13 protein-coding genes are annotated in these 16,837 nt (G+C 64.2%); 5 read left to right on the top strand and 8 right to left on the bottom strand.

Going from position 1 to position 16,837, the window contains the following annotated elements:
* Positions 1-5: 5 nt before the first annotated feature.
* From pgm to gnd, 7 genes are read right to left on the bottom strand one after another with little or no spacing between them, the layout of a single operon-like run.
* The gene (gene pgm, locus ACK2VC_RS00385; RefSeq protein WP_486731630.1) at positions 6-1,694 is read right to left on the bottom strand and encodes a phosphoglucomutase (alpha-D-glucose-1,6-bisphosphate-dependent); all 1,689 of its coding nucleotides are present in this window, start codon (positions 1,692-1,694) and stop codon (positions 6-8) included.
* Entirely contained in the window at positions 1,687-3,789 is a 2,103-nt protein-coding gene (gene tkt, locus ACK2VC_RS00380; protein ID WP_486731629.1) for a transketolase, read from the bottom strand. Before tkt ends, pgm begins: the two co-directional genes overlap by 8 nt.
* A complete protein-coding gene (locus ACK2VC_RS00375; protein WP_486731628.1) occupies positions 3,786-4,721 on the bottom strand; it encodes a 2-deoxy-5-keto-D-gluconate 6-phosphate aldolase domain-containing protein in 936 nt (311 codons plus the stop codon). Before ACK2VC_RS00375 ends, tkt begins: the two co-directional genes overlap by 4 nt.
* Positions 4,718-6,373 (bottom strand): glucose-6-phosphate isomerase, encoded by a 1,656-nt coding sequence (gene pgi / locus ACK2VC_RS00370; RefSeq protein WP_486731627.1) that lies wholly within the window; start codon positions 6,371-6,373, stop codon positions 4,718-4,720. Before pgi ends, ACK2VC_RS00375 begins: the two co-directional genes overlap by 4 nt.
* A complete protein-coding gene (gene tal, locus ACK2VC_RS00365; protein ID WP_486731626.1) occupies positions 6,370-7,482 on the bottom strand; it encodes a transaldolase in 1,113 nt (370 codons plus the stop codon). Before tal ends, pgi begins: the two co-directional genes overlap by 4 nt.
* On the bottom strand, positions 7,479-8,873 hold the full coding sequence (zwf, locus tag ACK2VC_RS00360; protein WP_486731625.1) for a glucose-6-phosphate dehydrogenase: 1,395 nt from the start codon (positions 8,871-8,873) through the stop codon (positions 7,479-7,481). Before zwf ends, tal begins: the two co-directional genes overlap by 4 nt.
* A gap of 11 nt (positions 8,874-8,884) precedes the next feature.
* Positions 8,885-9,907: a phosphogluconate dehydrogenase (NAD(+)-dependent, decarboxylating) gene (gnd, locus tag ACK2VC_RS00355; protein ID WP_486731624.1), complete on the bottom strand. Its 1,023-nt coding sequence runs from the start codon at positions 9,905-9,907 to the stop codon at positions 8,885-8,887.
* A 532-nt stretch (positions 9,908-10,439) separates the two neighbouring features.
* On the opposite strand from gnd, the gene ACK2VC_RS00350 reads away from it, so the two are divergent.
* From ACK2VC_RS00350 to ACK2VC_RS00340, 3 genes are all read left to right on the top strand, one after another.
* Complete coding sequence (locus tag ACK2VC_RS00350; RefSeq protein WP_486731623.1) at positions 10,440-11,996, top strand: FAD-dependent oxidoreductase; 1,557 nt, start codon at positions 10,440-10,442, stop codon at positions 11,994-11,996.
* 160 nt (positions 11,997-12,156) lie between these two features.
* Positions 12,157-12,924: a PRC-barrel domain-containing protein gene (locus ACK2VC_RS00345; RefSeq protein ID WP_486731622.1), complete on the top strand. Its 768-nt coding sequence runs from the start codon at positions 12,157-12,159 to the stop codon at positions 12,922-12,924.
* Positions 12,925-13,007: 83 nt separating this feature from the next.
* Positions 13,008-13,445 carry a CHRD domain-containing protein gene (locus tag ACK2VC_RS00340; protein ID WP_486731621.1) on the top strand — a complete coding sequence of 146 codons (438 nt, stop codon included), beginning with the start codon at positions 13,008-13,010 and terminating at the stop codon, positions 13,443-13,445.
* 19 nt (positions 13,446-13,464) lie between these two features.
* Here ACK2VC_RS00340 and ACK2VC_RS00335 read toward each other — a convergent pair whose 3' ends face one another.
* Positions 13,465-14,988 carry an MDR family MFS transporter gene (locus ACK2VC_RS00335; protein ID WP_486731620.1) on the bottom strand — a complete coding sequence of 508 codons (1,524 nt, stop codon included), beginning with the start codon at positions 14,986-14,988 and terminating at the stop codon, positions 13,465-13,467.
* 317 nt (positions 14,989-15,305) lie between these two features.
* Here ACK2VC_RS00335 and ACK2VC_RS00330 point away from each other — a divergent pair, with 317 nt between their 5' ends.
* Positions 15,306-16,148, top strand: coding sequence for a universal stress protein (locus tag ACK2VC_RS00330; protein ID WP_486733275.1), 843 nt, complete (start codon positions 15,306-15,308; stop codon positions 16,146-16,148).
* Positions 16,149-16,232: 84 nt separating this feature from the next.
* Entirely contained in the window at positions 16,233-16,799 is a 567-nt protein-coding gene (locus ACK2VC_RS00325; RefSeq protein ID WP_486731619.1) for a YbhB/YbcL family Raf kinase inhibitor-like protein, read from the top strand.
* Positions 16,800-16,837: the final 38 nt, after the last annotated feature.

Raw genomic sequence — 16,837 nt, 5'->3', positions numbered from 1 at the left:
TGAGCTTATTTGGCCGCCGCATCGAGGGCCGTGCCGACAATCGCCCGGGCCTCGCTCACGATGCGCTGTAAATGATCGGTGCCGAGAAAGCTTTCCGCATAAATCTTGTAGATATCCTCCGTGCCGGATGGACGCGCCGCGAACCACCCGCTTTTCGCCACCACCTTCACTCCGCCGATTGGCGCCTTGTTGTACGGCGCCTGGGTCAGGACGCTTTCGATTGCCTCTCCCGCCAGTTCGTGCGCGCGTATCTGCTGGACCGAAAACTGCGCCAGCTTGCGCTTTTGCGTCGGCGTTGCCGCCGCCTCGAAGCGCTGGAATACCGGGGTGCCGAACTCGTGCGTGAGGTCGACGTAGGCATCGCCCGGGTCATGCTGTAGCCGCGCCGTGATTTCGGCCGCCAACAGCGCCGGTGCGATACCGTCCTTGTCGGTGCTCCAGACCGAACCGTCCTGCCGCAAAAACGAGGCGCCGGCACTCTCCTCGCCGGCAAAGCCTAGCGAAGCGTCGAACAGCCCCTCGACAAACCACTTAAAGCCGACCGGCACTTCCAACAGCGGCCGTCCCAGGCGGGCGGCGACGAAATCGATCATGCGGCTGCTGACCACGGTTTTTCCGACCCCGGACTGTGCCGGCCAATGCGGCCGGTGCCGAAACAGATAATCGATCGCCACCGCCAGATAATGGTTCGGCGGCAGCAATCCGCTGCCCCGGGTGACGATCCCGTGCCGGTCATGATCGGTATCGCAAGCGAAGGCAATGTCAAACCGATCCTTGATGCCGATCAGGCGCTGCATCGCATAGACCGAGGAAGGGTCCATCCGGATCTGGCCGTCCCAATCGACCGTCATGAAGCCGAAAGTCGGGTCGACCTGGTCACTGGCGACCGTCAGGTTCAAACCATGGCGCTCGGCAATCCGGCCCCAGTAGTGCACGCCGGCGCCACCCAGCGGATCGACGCCCATGCGCACGCCGGCGCCGCGAATCGCATCCATGTCGATGACGTTCGCCAGATCGTCGACGTAGGCGCCGAGAAAATCATGCCGGTGAGTGGTGCCAACGCGCAGCGCCCTTGCCAGAGAAATCCTGTCGACGCCGGCCAGACCCGCCTCCAGCAGCGCGTTGGCCCTGGCCTCGATCCAGCGCGTGACATCGGTCTCGGCCGGCCCGCCGTTGGGCGTGTTGTACTTGAAGCCGCCATTGTCGGGCGGATTGTGCGACGGCGTGATGACGATGCCGTCGGCCAGGCCGCCACGCCGCCCCTGGTTGTAGACCAGGATCGCACGCGACACCGCCGGCGTTGGCGTATATTCATCGCCCTCTGCCAGCATCACCTCGACGCCATTTGCGGCCAGCACTTCGAGCGCGCTGGCATAGGCAGGCTGCGACAGCGCATGGGTGTCGATGCCAAGAAACAGCGGGCCATCGATGCCGCGCTGCTTGCGGTACTGGGAAATGGCCTGGGTAATCGCCAGGACATGCGCTTCGTTGAAGCTGCACTCCAGCGACGAACCGCGATGACCGGAGGTGCCGAACGCCACGCGCTGCGCAGCCACCGCCGGGTCGGGTGTTTCGGTGTAGTACTGCGTGATCAGCTTCGGCACGTCAACCAGCATGGAACGCGGTGCCGGCTTGCCGGCCAGCGGACTGATCTGCTGCGCGGTCGCTGCCGCCGCATCGGCTGCGTTAGCCATGCATCCTCCGGTTCACTCGCTCGATTTGGGCGTGTGCCGCCTGCACCACGTGCTGCGGCGCGAAGCCGAAATGGCGGGCGACGATCTTCCCGGGCGCCGACAAGCCGAAGGTGTGCATCGCCAGCACCGCGCCGTCCGGCCCGGCATACCGCTCCCAGCCGAAGCCGGATGCCTGTTCCACCGCCACCCGCGCCCCGATTGCCGGCGGCAGCACGCTTGCACGGTATTCCCTGCTCTGTTGTTCGAACAATTCCCACGACGGCATGCTGACCACGCGGGCGTGGACGCCCTCGGCCTTCAATTGCTCATACGCCGCTAGGCACAGCGCGACCTCGCTGCCGGTGCCGAGCAGCAGCACCTCCGGCTGTTGGTCCGGGGCATCCGCCAGGACATAGGCGCCGCATGCCAGGCCGGCCGCCGCCGCACAGCGGCTGCGATCGAAGGTGGGTACCGCCTGCCGCGTCAGCACCAGGCTAATCGGCCGGTCCCGGCAGGCCATGATGAAGCGCCAAGCTTCCACCACTTCATTGGCGTCCGCCGGGCGCAGCACGATCATGCCCGGCATGGCACGCAGCGCCGCTAGTTGTTCGACCGGCTGATGGGTCGGTCCGTCTTCCCCCAGGCTGATCGAATCGTGCGTCCAGATATATACGACCGGGATTTCCATCATCGCCGACAGCCGCAAGGCGCCACGGCAATAGTCGGTGAAAATCAAAAAACTGGCGGCAAACGGACGCAGTTGCGACAGGCTCATGCCGTTGGCGATCCCGCACATCGCATGCTCGCGCACACCGAAATGAAAATTCCGCCCCCGATAGTCGCCAGCCGCGCTGCGATCCGTGTTTGGCGGCTGGAAATTGCCGAACAATGGGTCTTTCAGATCGGTCTTGGTCGACGGCGCCAAGTCCGCCGCGCCGCCCAGCAGCCACGGCACCCGGGCGGCGATGGCGTTGAGTACCGTAGCGGACGATTCGCGCGTCGCCATGCCCTGCGCGTCCGGCGCAAATGCCTTTAACTCCGCATCCCAGCCAGCGGGCAAGCCACGTGCGCGCATGCAGTCGATCTGCGCTGCCAAGTCAGGATACTGCTTGCTGTACCCGGCAAACAGTGTTCCCCACGCCGCATGCGCGCCGGCACCGCGTCGGCCGAAGTGCGCCGCGAAATGCTCGACCACGCCGGCCGGCACGTCGAACTGCCGGTCGGGATCGCAGCCATAGAATTCCTTGGCCAGCCGCACCTCCTCCGTACCAAGCGGCTCGCCGTGCGCCTCGCGCGTGTCGTGCTTATGCGGCGCACCATAGGCGATATGGCTATCGACAATGATCATCGTCGGCCGCTCCAGCGTGTTCTGGAAGGTGTGGTAGGCCGCCTCCAGCAGCGCCAGGTCGTTGGCGTCGGGTACCCGCAGCACTTGCCAGCCGTAGGCAGCAAACCGCGCTCCGACATCCTCGGTGAACGCGATGGCGGTCGGCCCTTCGATCGAGATGCGGTTGGCGTCGTAGATCCAGCACAGATTGGCCAGCTTCAAATGCCCGGCCAGCGACGCCGCTTCGCTGCTGACGCCTTCCATCATGTCGCCGTCGCCGCACAGCGCATAGACGCGGTAGTCGTACAGTTCGTAGCCGGGACGGTTGTAGGTGGCCGCCAGCCAGCGCCCGGCGATCGCCATGCCGACGCTGTTCGCCGTGCCCTGCCCGAGCGGGCCGGTGGTGGCTTCGACACCCGAGGTCCAGCCATATTCCGGGTGGCCGGTGCAGCGGCTGTCGAGCTGGCGGAAGCTTTGCAGATCGTCCAGCGTCACCGCCAGCCGCCCGGCTTGCCGATAGCTGGGCGCCGTCGCCCTGACCCGACACAGGTACAACAGGCTGTACAGCAAGGCCGAGGCGTGGCCGACCGACAATACGAAGCGGTCGCGGTTGGGCCAATCCGGGTCCTGCGGGTCGTAGCACAAAAAGCGCTGCCACAGGCAAAATGCGGCCGGCGCCGCGCCCATCGGCGTGCCGGGATGGCCGGATTGCGCCTTTTGCACCGCGTCGATCGACAGCGTGCGCAGGGTATCGACGCAGCGTTGGTCGATTTGCGCCTGCTCGCTCATGGCGCACCGCCGGTAGTGGCCGCCTGCCGCTCGCGCTCGAAGATGGCTGCCCAGCCTGCATAGCGCGCGGCGATGCGATCGCGCGCCTGCTGGCGGGTGACTTGTCCACCCTCGTAATCCTTGACCGCATCCCAGAAGCTGGTGCGGCCGACCGCGAAGCCGATATATCCCGGCACCCCAGCCGCGGTCCGCAGCCAGGCGCTTACCTTGCTTTCATCGGCACCGCGCCCGAGCACGATGCAGCCGACTTCGCTCCGACCATCGCGCCGCACCACGTCGACGATGCGCAGACAGTCCTCGCGCCGCTCCACGCCTTCGATCTTCCAGACATCGGGCTCGACCCCCGCATCCTGCAGGCTACGGATCGCCTGCAGCATCAGATGGGGACGAGTCTGGCGGTCGTAGGCGTCCTTGTCGCCGTGCAGCGCTTCCAGTTGCGCCTTGGTCGCCGGCACCAGCAATTCGAACATGAAGCGCCGGCCGCTCTTGTGGCAAAAATCGGAGAGTTGCTTCAGGCGCGCCGCCTGGCGCTGGTTGAGAGCGGCATCGCCCTCCGGGTTATAGCGCACCAGCACCTTCGCAAACGTCGGCTTGAAGGCATCGATATGCGCGGCGAAATCCGGGCCGTATTCGAATTCGAACTCGTCCGAACCGCTCTTTTCGACCGAGAGCGCGGTGGTATAGCCCTGCGCGATCGCATCGCGCAGGATCGCGGCGCCGAATTCCTCGTCCACCAGCAGGCCGGCATTGTCCTTCGAAACGCCGTCAGCCAGCGCCTGCTGGAACCCTTCGTAAATCAACTGCTTGCTGTCCACCACCTTGTCATGCTGGCCTGACGTCAGTGGCGGATGAAAGCCGAACATCCCGCTCACATACGACTGGCGGTGATCGAACGGCAATACGTACAGCGTGTGGTGGTAGCCGATGTTCATGATGTCTCCTTCCGGAAGTGGCGATAGCGCCGGATCAGCGCATTGGTCGAACTGTCGTGCGCCAGGCTCGGTTCCCCCGCGCTCTCCAGTTCGGGAATGATTCTCTGCGCCAGCACCTTGCCCAGTTCGACGCCCCACTGGTCGAAGGAATCGATGTTCCAGATCGCGCCTTGCGTGAAGACGCTGTGCTCATATAGCGCAATCAGCGCACCCAGCGTCTGTGGCGTCAGCCGCTCGGCGAGGATGGTGTTGCTGGGGCGATTGCCCTCGGAGGTACGATGCGGCACCGTCCGCTCCGGCGTGCCTTCGGCGCGCGCTTCCGCGGCCGTCTTGCCGAACGCCAGCGCTTCGCCCTGCGCGAACAGGTTCGCCATCAGCATGTCGTGCTGCCGCCCAAGCGGATTCGACGCCTGGCAAAAGCCAATGAAATCACATGGCACCAGCCGGGTCCCCTGATGCAGCAACTGGTAGAACGAATGCTGGCCGTTGGTGCCCGGCTCGCCCCAATACACGGGCGCAGTCTGGTAGCCGAGCGGCTGCCCATCGCGCGTCACGTGCTTGCCGTTGCTTTCCATCGCCAACTGTTGCAGATAAGCCGGGAAGCGCTTCAGGTACTGTGCGTAGGGCAACACCGCGACCGTCTCCATGCCGAGAAAATTGTTGTTCCACAGCGCCAACAGTCCCATCAGCACCGGCAGGTTACGTTCGAACGGTGCGCTGCGAAAATGCTCGTCGAGCGCATGCATGCCGGACAGCATCGCGCGAAAATTCTCGGGTCCGATCGCGATCATGGTCGACAGGCCGATCGCCGAATCCATCGAATAGCGGCCACCGACCCAATCCCAGAAGCCGAACATATGCTCACGGTCGATGCCGAATTCGGCCACCGCCTCGGCATTGCTCGACACCGCGACAAAATGCCGGCCCACCGCTCGCGGATCACCCAGCTTTTCCACACACCAGGCGCGCGCGGCGCGGGCGTTGGTCAGGGTCTCCAGGGTGCCGAATGTCTTGGAGCAGACGATGAACAGCGTCTCTTCCGCATCCAGACCGCGCAACGCTTCCACCAGGTCGGTGCCGTCGACGTTGGAGACGAAGCGAAACCTCAGTTCGCGCAGGCTGTAATGGCGCAATGCTTCGTACGCCATCACCGGCCCCAGGTCCGAGCCGCCGATACCGATATTGATGATGTTACGGATGCGCTTGCCGCCCTGCCCGCGCCATTCGCCGTCGCGCACCTGATTGCTGAAGATGGCCATCTTGTGCAGTACCGCGTGCACTTGCGGCACGACGTCCAGGCCATCGGCCAGAAGATGCTCATTGGCGCTGGCGCGCAGCGCCACGTGCAAGGCCGCGCGCTGCTCGCTGACGTTGATTTTGTCGCCATGGAACATGGCGTCGATCCGCGCCCGCAGGCCGCATTCGGCGGCCAGTTGCAGCAACAGTTGCAGGGTTTCGCCGGTGATGCGGTTCTTCGAATAGTCGAGATACAGTCCGGCCGCTTCGGCCGCAAAGCGCTCGCTGCGCCCCGGATCGTCGGCAAACAATTGGCGCAGATGCAGCCCGCCTACCGCCCGCTGGTGCGCTGCCAGCGCTTGCCAGGCCGGACGCTCAGTCAGGGTTGGCGCGGCGCCCGAATCGCCGGCCGTCACGGCGCCACCTTCGCATCAGCAGCGTTTCGCAACTGCTCGCCCTTGGAAGCAATGGCGGCCAACAGTTGTCGCCAGGATTTGGCGAACGCCTGGGCGCCCTCGCGTTGCAATTGTCCGGCCAGGCTCGCATCGTCGATGCCACAGGCCGCGAACTTGGCCAGCACCCCTTCCCACTCGCCGGCGGCTGCGGCATCCGCCGTCATCGTCTTTCTCAACTGGCCATGGGCGGCCAAGGCCAGCAAGGTCTTTTCCGGCATGGTGTCGATGGTGTCGGGCGCGGCCAGCGCTTCGATGTAGAGCGTATCCGGCGCCGCCGGGTCCTTGGTGCCGGTGCTGGCCCACAGCAGGCGCTGCGGCTGCGCGCCAGCGGCGGCAAGCCGGCGCCAGCGCGCCGACGCCAGCAGTTCGCGGTAGGCCGGATAGGCGCGCTGAGCAATCGCGATGCCGAGCCGGTTTTGCAGTTCCGGCGCCACCTTGTCTTTCACCGCCACATCCCAGCGACTGACGAAAATCGAAGCTACCGAGGCCACTTTCGGATCCAGGCCGGCCGCCAGGCGACGCTCGATGCCGCGCATGTAGGCGGCCGCCGCCGCCAGATACTGCTCGCGCGAAAACAGCAGCGTGACATTGATCGGCACGCCCAGGTAGATGGATTCCTCGATTGCGCTCAAGCCGGCGGCGGTACCGGGAATCTTGATGAACAGGTTGGGCCGCGCGGCGCGCGCGTGCAGGGCCAGCGCCGCGCGGACGCTGGCCTCGGCATCGTCAGCCAGCAGCGGCGACACCTCCAGCGACACCCAGCCGTCGACCCCATTCGTCCTTTCGTACACGGGGCGGAACAGATCGGCGGCCGCGGTCAGGTCTTCCAGCGCCAGTTCGAAGAACACCTCTTCGCCGGCCTTGCCTTCCCCGGTCTTTTGGAGGATCGCCCCGTCGTAGAAATCCGTGTCGCCGATCGCTTTCTGGAAGATGGTCGGGTTGGAGGTCAGCCCGGTCAGCGCGAAATCGTCGATATAACGGCGCAAGGTGCCGTCGCGCACGATTTGTCGGGTGATGTTGTCCAGCCACAGGCTCTGACCGAGCTGGTGAAGTTTCTGCGCTCCGTTCATGATCGACTATTCGAGATCGGGTCATGCCAGCCGCCGTCGCATTCGGTCAATTGCGCGGCTCGCTCCGGCCCCCAACTGCCGACCGGGTATCCGATCGGCGCTGCGCCGCCATGCAAGGCCGGGTCAATGATGCGCCATGCCTGCTCGACGCAGTCGTCGCGCGTGAATAGGGACGGGTCGCCGCGCAAGGCATCGCCGAACAGGCGCTCATAAGGCGTCATGTCGTCGCCCGGATCGCGCTGCGCGATCAGTTCGGTGGCCTGGCCGACCATCTCCGGGCCAGGCAGCTTGACGCATGCGCCGAGCGAAATGCCGACGTTCGGGCTGAAACGAAAGCGGAAATAATTCGAGCCGACCTTCCCCATCGCATCGAACACGGCCTGCGGTAGGCGCCTGAGTTGGACCAGCACTTCCATCGCGGTGAGCGGCATCTGCTTGCCGGCGCGGATATAGAACGGCACGCCGGCCCAGCGCATGCTGTCGACATGCAGCCGCAGCGCGACAAAGGTTTCGACTCTGGAATCGGCCGCCACACCCTGTTCCTGGCGGTAACCGTCGAACTGGCCGCGCACCACTTCCGTCGGGTCGAGCGGCCGGATCGCGCGCAGCAGGCGCAGTTTTTCATCGCGCAGGATATCGACGCCTCGACCCACCGGCGCATCCATGGCCAGCAGGGTCATGACTTGCAGCAAGTGGTTCTGCACGACGTCGCGCAGCGTGCCGACCTCTTCATAGAAGAGCCCGCGGCCTTCGACGCCGAAATTCTCGGCCATGGTGATTTGCACGCTGGCAACATGATCGCGGTTCCAGATCGATTCCAGAAAGGCGTTGGAGAAGCGGAAATACAGCAGGTTCAGCACCGCTTCCTTGCCCAGATAATGATCGATGCGAAAGATCGCCGACTCGGGGAATGATTGATGCAGCGTCGCGTCCAGTTTTTCGGCGGAAGCCAGGTCGCGCCCGAATGGCTTTTCGACGATGATCCGCGCCCCCCGGCCGCAGCCCGAGCGGGCCAGCCCGCGCGCGACCGGCCCGAACATGCTGGGAGGGATCGCCAGGTAGTGCAGCGGCCGCTGCGCCTCGCCCAGTGCCTGACGCAGCCGTTCATACGTGGCGTCGTCGTCATAGTCGCCGTCGACATAGCGCAACTGCCCGCACAGCTTGCCGCAGGCGTGCTCGTCCAGCCTGCCATATTCATGCAGGCTGCTGCGGATCCGCTGCCGCAGGCGTTCCAGGCTCCAGCCGGAGCGGGCCACGCCGATAATCGGCAGATCCAGTTGGCCGCGCCACACCATGGCCTGCAGCGCCGGATAAATTTTCTTGCAGGCCAGGTCGCCGGTGGCGCCAAAGAAAACCAAGGCGTCGGATTGGCCTTCTGCCCCTTCTGCCATTTGGGTCTGCGTCATTTGCGCGGCCCCGTGGTTTCGAGATGGCCGCCGAACTGGTGGCGCATCGCCGACAGCAACTTGTTGGCGAAATCGGCGTCGCCGCGCGAACTGAAACGCTCGAATATGGCGGCCGAGAGGATCGGCGCCGGAACCCCGGTGTCGATGGCCGCCGCCAGCGTCCAGCGCCCTTCGCCCGAATCCGAGACGCGGCCGGCGTAATCGCTCAGTTCCGGATTCGCGTGCAAGGCAGCGGCGGTCAGGTCCAGCAGCCAGGAGCCGATGACGCTGCCACGGCGCCAGACCTCGGCGATGTCGGCCAGATTCAGATCGTATTGGTAATGCTCGGGATGGCGCAGCGGCGCGGTTTCGGCGTCGGCACTGCGCGCATGCTTGCCGGCATCGGCATTGCGCAGAATATTCAAGCCTTCGGCATACGCGGCCATGAGGCCGTACTCGATGCCGTTGTGCACCATCTTGACGAAATGGCCGGCGCCGGCATTGCCGCAATGCAGGTAGCCCCGCTCCGCTGGCGTCGGGACGCCGATGCGGCCCGGCGTGCGCGGCGCGCTGCCGGCACCGGGTGCCAGCGCCGCAAAAATCGGCTCGAGACGGCGCACCGCCTGGGGTTCGCCACCGATCATCAGGCAATAGCCGCGCTCCAGGCCGGCCACGCCGCCGCTGGTGCCGACATCCACATAATGGATGCCCTGCGGCCGCAGCGCGGCGCTGCGGCGAATGTCGTCGTGATAGAGCGAATTGCCGCCATCGATCACGATATCGTCCACGCCCAGCAGCGGTATCAGCCCGGCCAGCACCTGGTCCACCGCCACCGCCGGCAGCATCAGCCACAGCGCGCGCGGCGGTTCCAGCGCCGCCACCAGCATCGTCAGCGAGTCGGCGCCGACCGCACCTCGCGCGGCGAGTGCGGCGACCGCCGCCGGCTCGGCATCGTAGGCGACGCACCGATGGCCGGCCTGCATCAGGCGCCGCGCCATGCTGGCGCCCATCCGCCCCAGGCCGATCATGCCGATTTGCATCCTGGCCCTCCTCTATCGTTGCGCATCGTCCGCCATCCGATGAATCCACAACCCGACCTGATGCGGACGCCGATCATCCCTCAGCCCGAGCGCCGGAGTTCCCTGCGGCACGCCATCCACCGTCAACAGCGCCAGATTCCCGGCGCAAATCCGGCGCGCCGCTGGCTCGCGGGATGCCGATCACGTATCCGGCTTTTGCATACCGATAATGCACGCCAAATGCGCACCGGTCCGACACCACGCAAGGTATCCAGATACACACGATAGAGGCCAGGCACCGGAAATAGTTCTAAAAATATAATTTAATAGGTGGAGTATATTGATTTTTCCAAATATTTATGGGTGTAATCAAGATTCAAATAGTGGGGTATGTGAATTGGCCGGGCTATCAGGCCGATCGTGCGGCAGCATCCGGAGCAACGGCCGGCGCCCGCTTCCAACAGCGCAAGCGGAAAAGTTTTATGATCAAAACCGCCACAATAATATTGGCGACATGCATCGGCATGGCGAAAGCCTTACAACGGAGGGTGGAATGAGTGATTCGACAAGCAGTGAGATTACCGGCCCCGATCTGGCCGCCGGCGTCCCGTTTGCCAGCGTGACCGACAACGGCATGCTGCTCGGACACGTGGGAGGAGAAGCAGTGCTGCTGGCGCGACGCGGCAATGATCTGTTCGCGATCGGCGCCACCTGCAGCCATTATGGTGCACCGCTGGCGGAAGGCTTGCTGGTCGGCGATACGGTGCGCTGTCCATGGCACCACGCCTGTTTCAGTTTGCGCACCGGGGCGGCAGTGCGGGCGCCGGCGCTCAATCCGGTGGCCTGCTGGCGCATCGAGCAGGCGCAGGGCATGGTGTATGTACGGGAGCAAATCCAGCCGGCCAAGCCACCGGCGCTGGCGGCAAGCCCCGGATTGCCGCAATCGATCCTGATCGTCGGCGGCGGCGCCGCCGGTAACGCGGCGGCGGAAACGCTGCGGCGCGAAGGCTATACGGGCGGCATCACCATGCTCTCGGCCGACTCCTCGGTTCCGTACGACCGCCCCAACCTGTCCAAGTCCTACCTGGCCGGCAGCGCGCCGCCGGAATGGATTCCATTGCGCTCGACGGAGTTCTATCGCGAGCACGACATCGATCTGCGGCTGAACGCCGAAGTGGCGGAGATCGATACCGTGCGCCGGCACCTGCTGCTGGTGGACGACAGCCAGTACTCGTTCGACAGCCTGCTGCTGGCAACCGGTGCCGAACCGCTGCGCCTGCCGGTGCCGGGCGCCGATCTGCCGCACGTCCACACGCTGCGCACGCTGACCGACAGCAATGCCCTGATCGCCACCGCCAGCACGGCACGGCGCGCGGTCGTCATCGGCGCCAGCTTCATCGGCCTGGAAGTGGCGGCCGCGCTGCGCGCACGCAACATCGAGGTGCACGTGGTCGGGCGCGAAAGCAGCCTGATGGAGCGCGTGCTGGGACCGCAAGTCGGCGCTTTCCTGCGCGCCCTCCATGAGGCGCATGGCGTGCATTTCCACCTGAACACCAGTGCCGCGGCAATCGATTCGCACAGCGTGACGCTGCAGAACGGCGAAACGCTGGCGGCCGAGCTGGTGGTGGTCGGCATCGGCGTTGCACCGGTGCTCGGGCTGGCGCAACAGGCCGGGCTGAAACTGGATCGCGGGGTTGCCGTCGACGAATACCTGGAAACCAGCGTGCCCGGGATCTTTGCCGCCGGCGATATCGCGCGCTGGCCGGATCGCCTGTCCGGGGCACCGATCCGGGTCGAGCACTGGGCAGTGGCCGAGCGCCAGGGGCAGACTGCGGCGCGCAACATGCTGGGCAAGCGCGAGCCGTTTGATGCGGTGCCGTTCTTCTGGACCGAACAATACGACTTCACGCTTGGCTACACCGGCCACGCCGAAACCTGGGACCGGATCGAGATCGACGGCTCGCTGGAGGCGCGCGATTGCAGCATCGGCTACTGGCGCAACGGCGTCAGGCTGGCACTAGCGGTAGTGCAGCGCGACCTGGATGGCTTGCGCGCCGAACTCGAGTTTGAACAACGCATTGCGCAAACTCATATACTCCAGAAATCATGAGCAATTTCTGTTCTATTTGCAAAGAACTTTTACATATACTCCTGTTGATATTGAAACCCGGATAACATCGGGCGTCACAATGGGCGACTGCTGATTTTCGATGGAACGCCAGCCGGAGCCCGTTGTCACACTTGCATGATCGGTGGATCGCGAGGCACCCATGTTACGCAGTGAACATAACCTGCACGGTTTGACCCTACATGCCACGGACGGCGAGATTGGCAGCGTCGAGCAGGCGTTTTTCGATGATCAGCAGTGGGGGATTCGCTATCTGGTGGTCAAGACCGGATTGTGGCTCCTGGGGCGTGAAGTGCTGATTTCACCGATCTCGGTGATCCGTATCGACGATCAGGACAACCGGCTGGAGGTGGACCTGACGCAACAGCAAATCAGGAACAGTCCGGACATCGACACCCACAAGCCGGTATCGCGCCAGCACGAGATCGACTTCTTCGGCTACTACGGCTACGCCCCTTACTGGGGCGGCCCGTATATCAGGGGAGCCTCGGAATATCCGATCTTCACGCCGATTCCGCCGACGCAGGAAGACCTGCGCCGCGCCGCGCTGGAAGTCGAAGTACGGCCGGAAGACCTGCATCTGCGCAGTACCAACGAGGTGCGCGGTTACGGCCTGCATGCCAGCGACGGCAGCATCGGCCACGTCAGCGATTTCATTTTCGACGACGAGGGGTGGGCGATACGCTACCTGGTAGTCGACACGCGCAGATGGTGGCCCGGCGGCAAAACAGTGCTGATCGCCACCGAATGGATCGAGGACATCGACTGGAGCGATTCGGTGGTGCACACCGCGCTGAGCCGGGATGCTATCAGCAACAGTCCTCCATATGACGACACGGCCGCAATCGACCGCGCCTATGAAACCAGCCTGCATGATTTCTACGGCAAGCAAGGTTACTGGCAGCGCTAGCGGGCACCCGAAATGGTTTCGAGCGCAGTCGTCATCCGTGTTTCGCCCTTGTCACAACCGCAGCAATCACCAGGAGAATTTCGATGAATCTCATGCTTCAGAAATCACGCCGCGCACTAATCATGAGCCTGATCGCCGCCGGCGCCCTTGGCTCCGCTGCCGGACTGGCCAGCGCCGCCGATGTCAAGGTCGCGTTGAATGGCGGCAACGAAGTACCGCCGGTCACCACCAGCGCGTCCGGCAGCGGCACGCTGGTCATCAACGCCGACGGGTCGGTCAGCGGCAGCGTCACCACCTCCGGCGTGGAAGGCACGATGGCCCATATCCATGAAGGAGCCGCCGGCAAGAACGGCCCGGTGATCGTGCCGCTGGAGAAAAAAGGCGATGGCGGCTGGGCGGTTCCGGCCGGGGCCAAATTGACCGGCGCCCAATACAAGGCCTTCCAGAGCGGCAATCTGTATGTGAATGTACATAGCGCGGCCCACCCCGGCGGCGAAATCCGCGCCCAGTTGAAGCCCTAGCCATCCGGCCGGCGCCTGCTTACAACGGAGCCTGCTCGCCCAATATCTGGTCCGGGATCATCAGCACTAGCGCCACGGCCAATGACGCCACCAGGGCGGCGACGATGAACAGGCTCTGGAATGCGTCTTGTACGACAACGCGCAATTGGGCGTGCAATGCGTGTCCCATTTGCGGCGCCGCCTCGCCCGCCGCGCCCACCATCACGCGGATGATTTCGGCACCGGAAAGCGGCCCGGCCAGTTCCGGCGCCTGCTGATGCAGCATCGCCAGCAGTAGCGCCATCAATATCGCAATCCCTACTGCGGAGCCCAACGAGCGGAAAAACGCAGTCACTGCGGTGGCGATGCCGACATGCCTGTGCGGCACCGCGTTCTGCACCGCCACCATCGAGGTCGGCAATTGCAGACCGATGCCAAGGCCGGTCAGCGCCATCAGCAGGATGCCCGCCATGCTGGCGCGCGGATCGATCAAGGCCAGGCCCAGCACCGCGCACGGCACCAGCAGCGCGCCGCTCAGCTGGATGCGCTTGAAGCGGCCGCTGCGCGCTGTCAGGCTGCCGCCGACATAGGCGCCGAAGGGGATTGCCAGCGACAGCGGGATCAGTTGCAGGGCCGAGCCTTCGACCCCGACCTCGGTCATCATCTGCAGCCGCAGCGGAATCAGCACCGACAGCGAGACGATCTGAAAAAAGGCAATGAACAGGACGCTGCAGCAGATCGATACCGTCGGCATGCGGAATAGGTCGATCGGGATGATCGGTTCCAGCGCACGCCGCTCCTGCCACAGGAATGCCGCCAACGCGGCAGCCGCGATGGCAAACAATTGCAGATTGAGTGTTTCGCTCCAGGCCGTGCCCTGGCCGATGCGCGTGATGCCGATCAGCAGCAGGCTGAGCCCGAGCGAGAGCAGCAGCGCGCCCGGATAATCGACCGGCCGCTTGACCCGCGGCACCGGCAGCCGCGCCAGCGCCCGGCGCGAGATGACGAATGCGGCCAACCCGAGCGGCAGGTTGATCCAGAACACCCAGCGCCACGACAGGTAGGCGGTCAGGAAACCTCCCGCCAGCGGCCCACAGACGCTGGCGACCGCATAGGCGCCGCTGATATACCCCTGGAAACGGCCGCGATCGCGTGGCGCCACGACGTCGGCTATGGTGGCCTGCGCCACCGAAATCAGGCCGCCGCCGCCCAGCCCCTGCAGGATGCGCGCTGCCACCAGCATCGGCATCGACTGCGCCAGCGCGCACGCGACCGAGGCAATCAGGAAAATTGCGATCGCCGACGACAGCATGGCGCGCCGCCCGTACAGATCGCCCAGCTTGCCATAGATCGGCGTCGCCACCGCCACCGCCACCAGATAACCGGAGACCACCCAGGCCAGCAGTTCAAAGCCCTGCAGTTCGGCCGACATTTTCGGCAATGCCACGGAAACGATGGTCTGGTCGAGCGCGCCGAGCAGGATCGCCAGCATCAGGCCGATAATGACCGACCGCACTTCAGTGTGCGACAAGGCGGATGACGGGCTGGCCTGGAAGGTAGTCATTGCAGAATGGTTTGATGAAGTGGGAAGGCAGCACGAGCCCTGCCTTCGTTGCAAAGCCGCAAGAGTATCAATAAATCGGATTTCGCGGAGTTCACCGCCGGGACGGCCAAAGCGGAAGGCGATTTGCGCCCCCTCCCAAAAGCAGCCATGCCCCCACTCTTGCCGGTTGCGCAGACTTGCTTGATGCATATCAAAAAAATAAAATTTCCCGCTTGCCGGAACGCTACGAGCACGGCATCCAGAGTAGCCTGTCAACTTGCGTGCAAATGCCCGCAAGCCTAATGCGGATGAAACCAACACAAAATCAGGAGTGCGGTATGAGCTATAAAACCATCCTCGTGCATGTGGATGAATCCCCAAATGTCGATGCACGGATCAAGATCGCTGCCAACATCGCCATCAGCGAAAACGCCCATCTGATTGGCACGGCAATGACCGGCGTGTCGCGATTTCTTTACGAAAGCGTGACGGTCAACCCCGACGATTCGGCCATCGCTCCGTATCTGGAGGTGTTGCGCCAGCGGGGCCGCCAAACACTGGAAAAATTCGACAAGCTGGCACAACAAACCGGGGTCCTGTCGTTTGAAAGTCGGCTGGTGGACGACGAGGCGGCTGACGGCGTCAGTCTGCAGGCGGAGTATTGCGACCTGGTCGTTCTGGGGCAATACGACCCGGATGAGGTTTCTCCCTATCTGCAAGCCGATTTTCCCGAATATGTGGTGATGAATTCCGGCACTCCGGTCCTGATCGTTCCATACACCGGCAACTTCAAATCCGTTGGCTCCAGGGTACTGATCGCCTGGAACGGCAGCAAGGAATCCAAACGCGCGGTGCATAACGCACTTCCCCTGCTGCGGCGGGCCTCAGTGGTAGAAGTGGCGATATTCAATTCCTCCACTCAGGGAGAAGTGCACGGCGAACAGCCGGGTGCCGATATTGCTCTCTATCTCGCCCGGCATGGAGTAACGGTGAACGTGCGGGAAGAAGTCACGGTCGAAACCGATGTTGGCAACGCGCTGCTATCGCTGGCTTCCGACCTGTCGTCGGACCTGATCGTAATGGGCTGCTATGGCCATTCGCGTTTTCGCGAGGTGGTGCTAGGCGGAGTTACCCGCACGCTGCTGCAATCGATGACTGTACCGGTATTGATGTCGTACTGAAAAAGCATGCGTCTTCCTGGTGCGCACCATCCCGCTGGCCGACGGCGGGCGCAAAACAGGGACACGCCAAGGCTCTGAAACGCCATGCTCGCTGAAAAACATTGCTTCCTGAGCTTGGGGTCCGTGCTGGTGGTCGGACTGGTGGCGCAGGTTATGCCGGCGCAGAGCCAGAGCGCCGCGTGCCTCGAGCTGACCTCCAGTGCGTTTGGCGCCGGCGGGAGCATTCCGGCCGTCTATACCTGCGATGGCCGCGACCTGTCTCCAGCGCTGTCCTGGTCAGGCATTCCGCCCCGGGCGAAAAGCCTGGCGCTGATCATGGACGACCCCGATGCTCCCGATCCGGCGGCACCGCAGAGAGTCTGGGTGCATTGGATGCTCTACAACCTCCCGGCGAATGCTTCCGGCCTGCCGCGCGGCGTGCCTTCGGCCGAGTTGCCGGCTGAAACGCTGGAAGGGCTGAATGACTGGAGGCGCATCGGCTATGGCGGGCCATGCCCGCCGATCGGGCGCCACCGCTATTTTTTCCGCCTGTATGCACTGGACGCGACGCTCCCCGATCTTGACCATCCGAGCAGGGCGAAGCTGGAACGCGCGATGCAGGGCCATATCATCGAGCAGACCGAACTGATCGGCCTGTACCAGCGCCCATAGCACACCGCCCGCAGAAAAATCCGACGCCGGCGACGAAT

The organism is Herbaspirillum sp. WTB6, from assembly GCF_057457785.1.
Note: the sequence above shows the minus strand (reverse complement) of the source record. Positions and strands in the feature narration are given on the sequence as shown.

What these genes read in the sequence shown, in the direction of transcription:
- ACK2VC_RS00375 (WP_486731628.1), bottom strand. Translation starts at nt 4,721, where the DNA reads ATGAACATCGGCTACCACCACACGCTGTACGTATTGCCGTTCGATCAC.
- ACK2VC_RS00325 (WP_486731619.1), top strand. Translation starts at nt 16,233, where the DNA reads ATGCTCGCTGAAAAACATTGCTTCCTGAGCTTGGGGTCCGTGCTGGTG.
- tal (WP_486731626.1), bottom strand. Translation starts at nt 7,482, where the DNA reads ATGAACGGAGCGCAGAAACTTCACCAGCTCGGTCAGAGCCTGTGGCTG.
- ACK2VC_RS00345 (WP_486731622.1), top strand. Translation starts at nt 12,157, where the DNA reads ATGTTACGCAGTGAACATAACCTGCACGGTTTGACCCTACATGCCACG.
- ACK2VC_RS00335 (WP_486731620.1), bottom strand. Translation starts at nt 14,988, where the DNA reads ATGACTACCTTCCAGGCCAGCCCGTCATCCGCCTTGTCGCACACTGAA.
- ACK2VC_RS00330 (WP_486733275.1), top strand. Translation starts at nt 15,306, where the DNA reads ATGAGCTATAAAACCATCCTCGTGCATGTGGATGAATCCCCAAATGTC.
- gnd (WP_486731624.1), bottom strand. Translation starts at nt 9,907, where the DNA reads ATGCAAATCGGCATGATCGGCCTGGGGCGGATGGGCGCCAGCATGGCG.
- ACK2VC_RS00340 (WP_486731621.1), top strand. Translation starts at nt 13,008, where the DNA reads ATGAATCTCATGCTTCAGAAATCACGCCGCGCACTAATCATGAGCCTG.
- ACK2VC_RS00350 (WP_486731623.1), top strand. Translation starts at nt 10,440, where the DNA reads ATGAGTGATTCGACAAGCAGTGAGATTACCGGCCCCGATCTGGCCGCC.
- zwf (WP_486731625.1), bottom strand. Translation starts at nt 8,873, where the DNA reads ATGGCAGAAGGGGCAGAAGGCCAATCCGACGCCTTGGTTTTCTTTGGC.
- tkt (WP_486731629.1), bottom strand. Translation starts at nt 3,789, where the DNA reads ATGAGCGAGCAGGCGCAAATCGACCAACGCTGCGTCGATACCCTGCGC.
- pgm (WP_486731630.1), bottom strand. Translation starts at nt 1,694, where the DNA reads ATGGCTAACGCAGCCGATGCGGCGGCAGCGACCGCGCAGCAGATCAGT.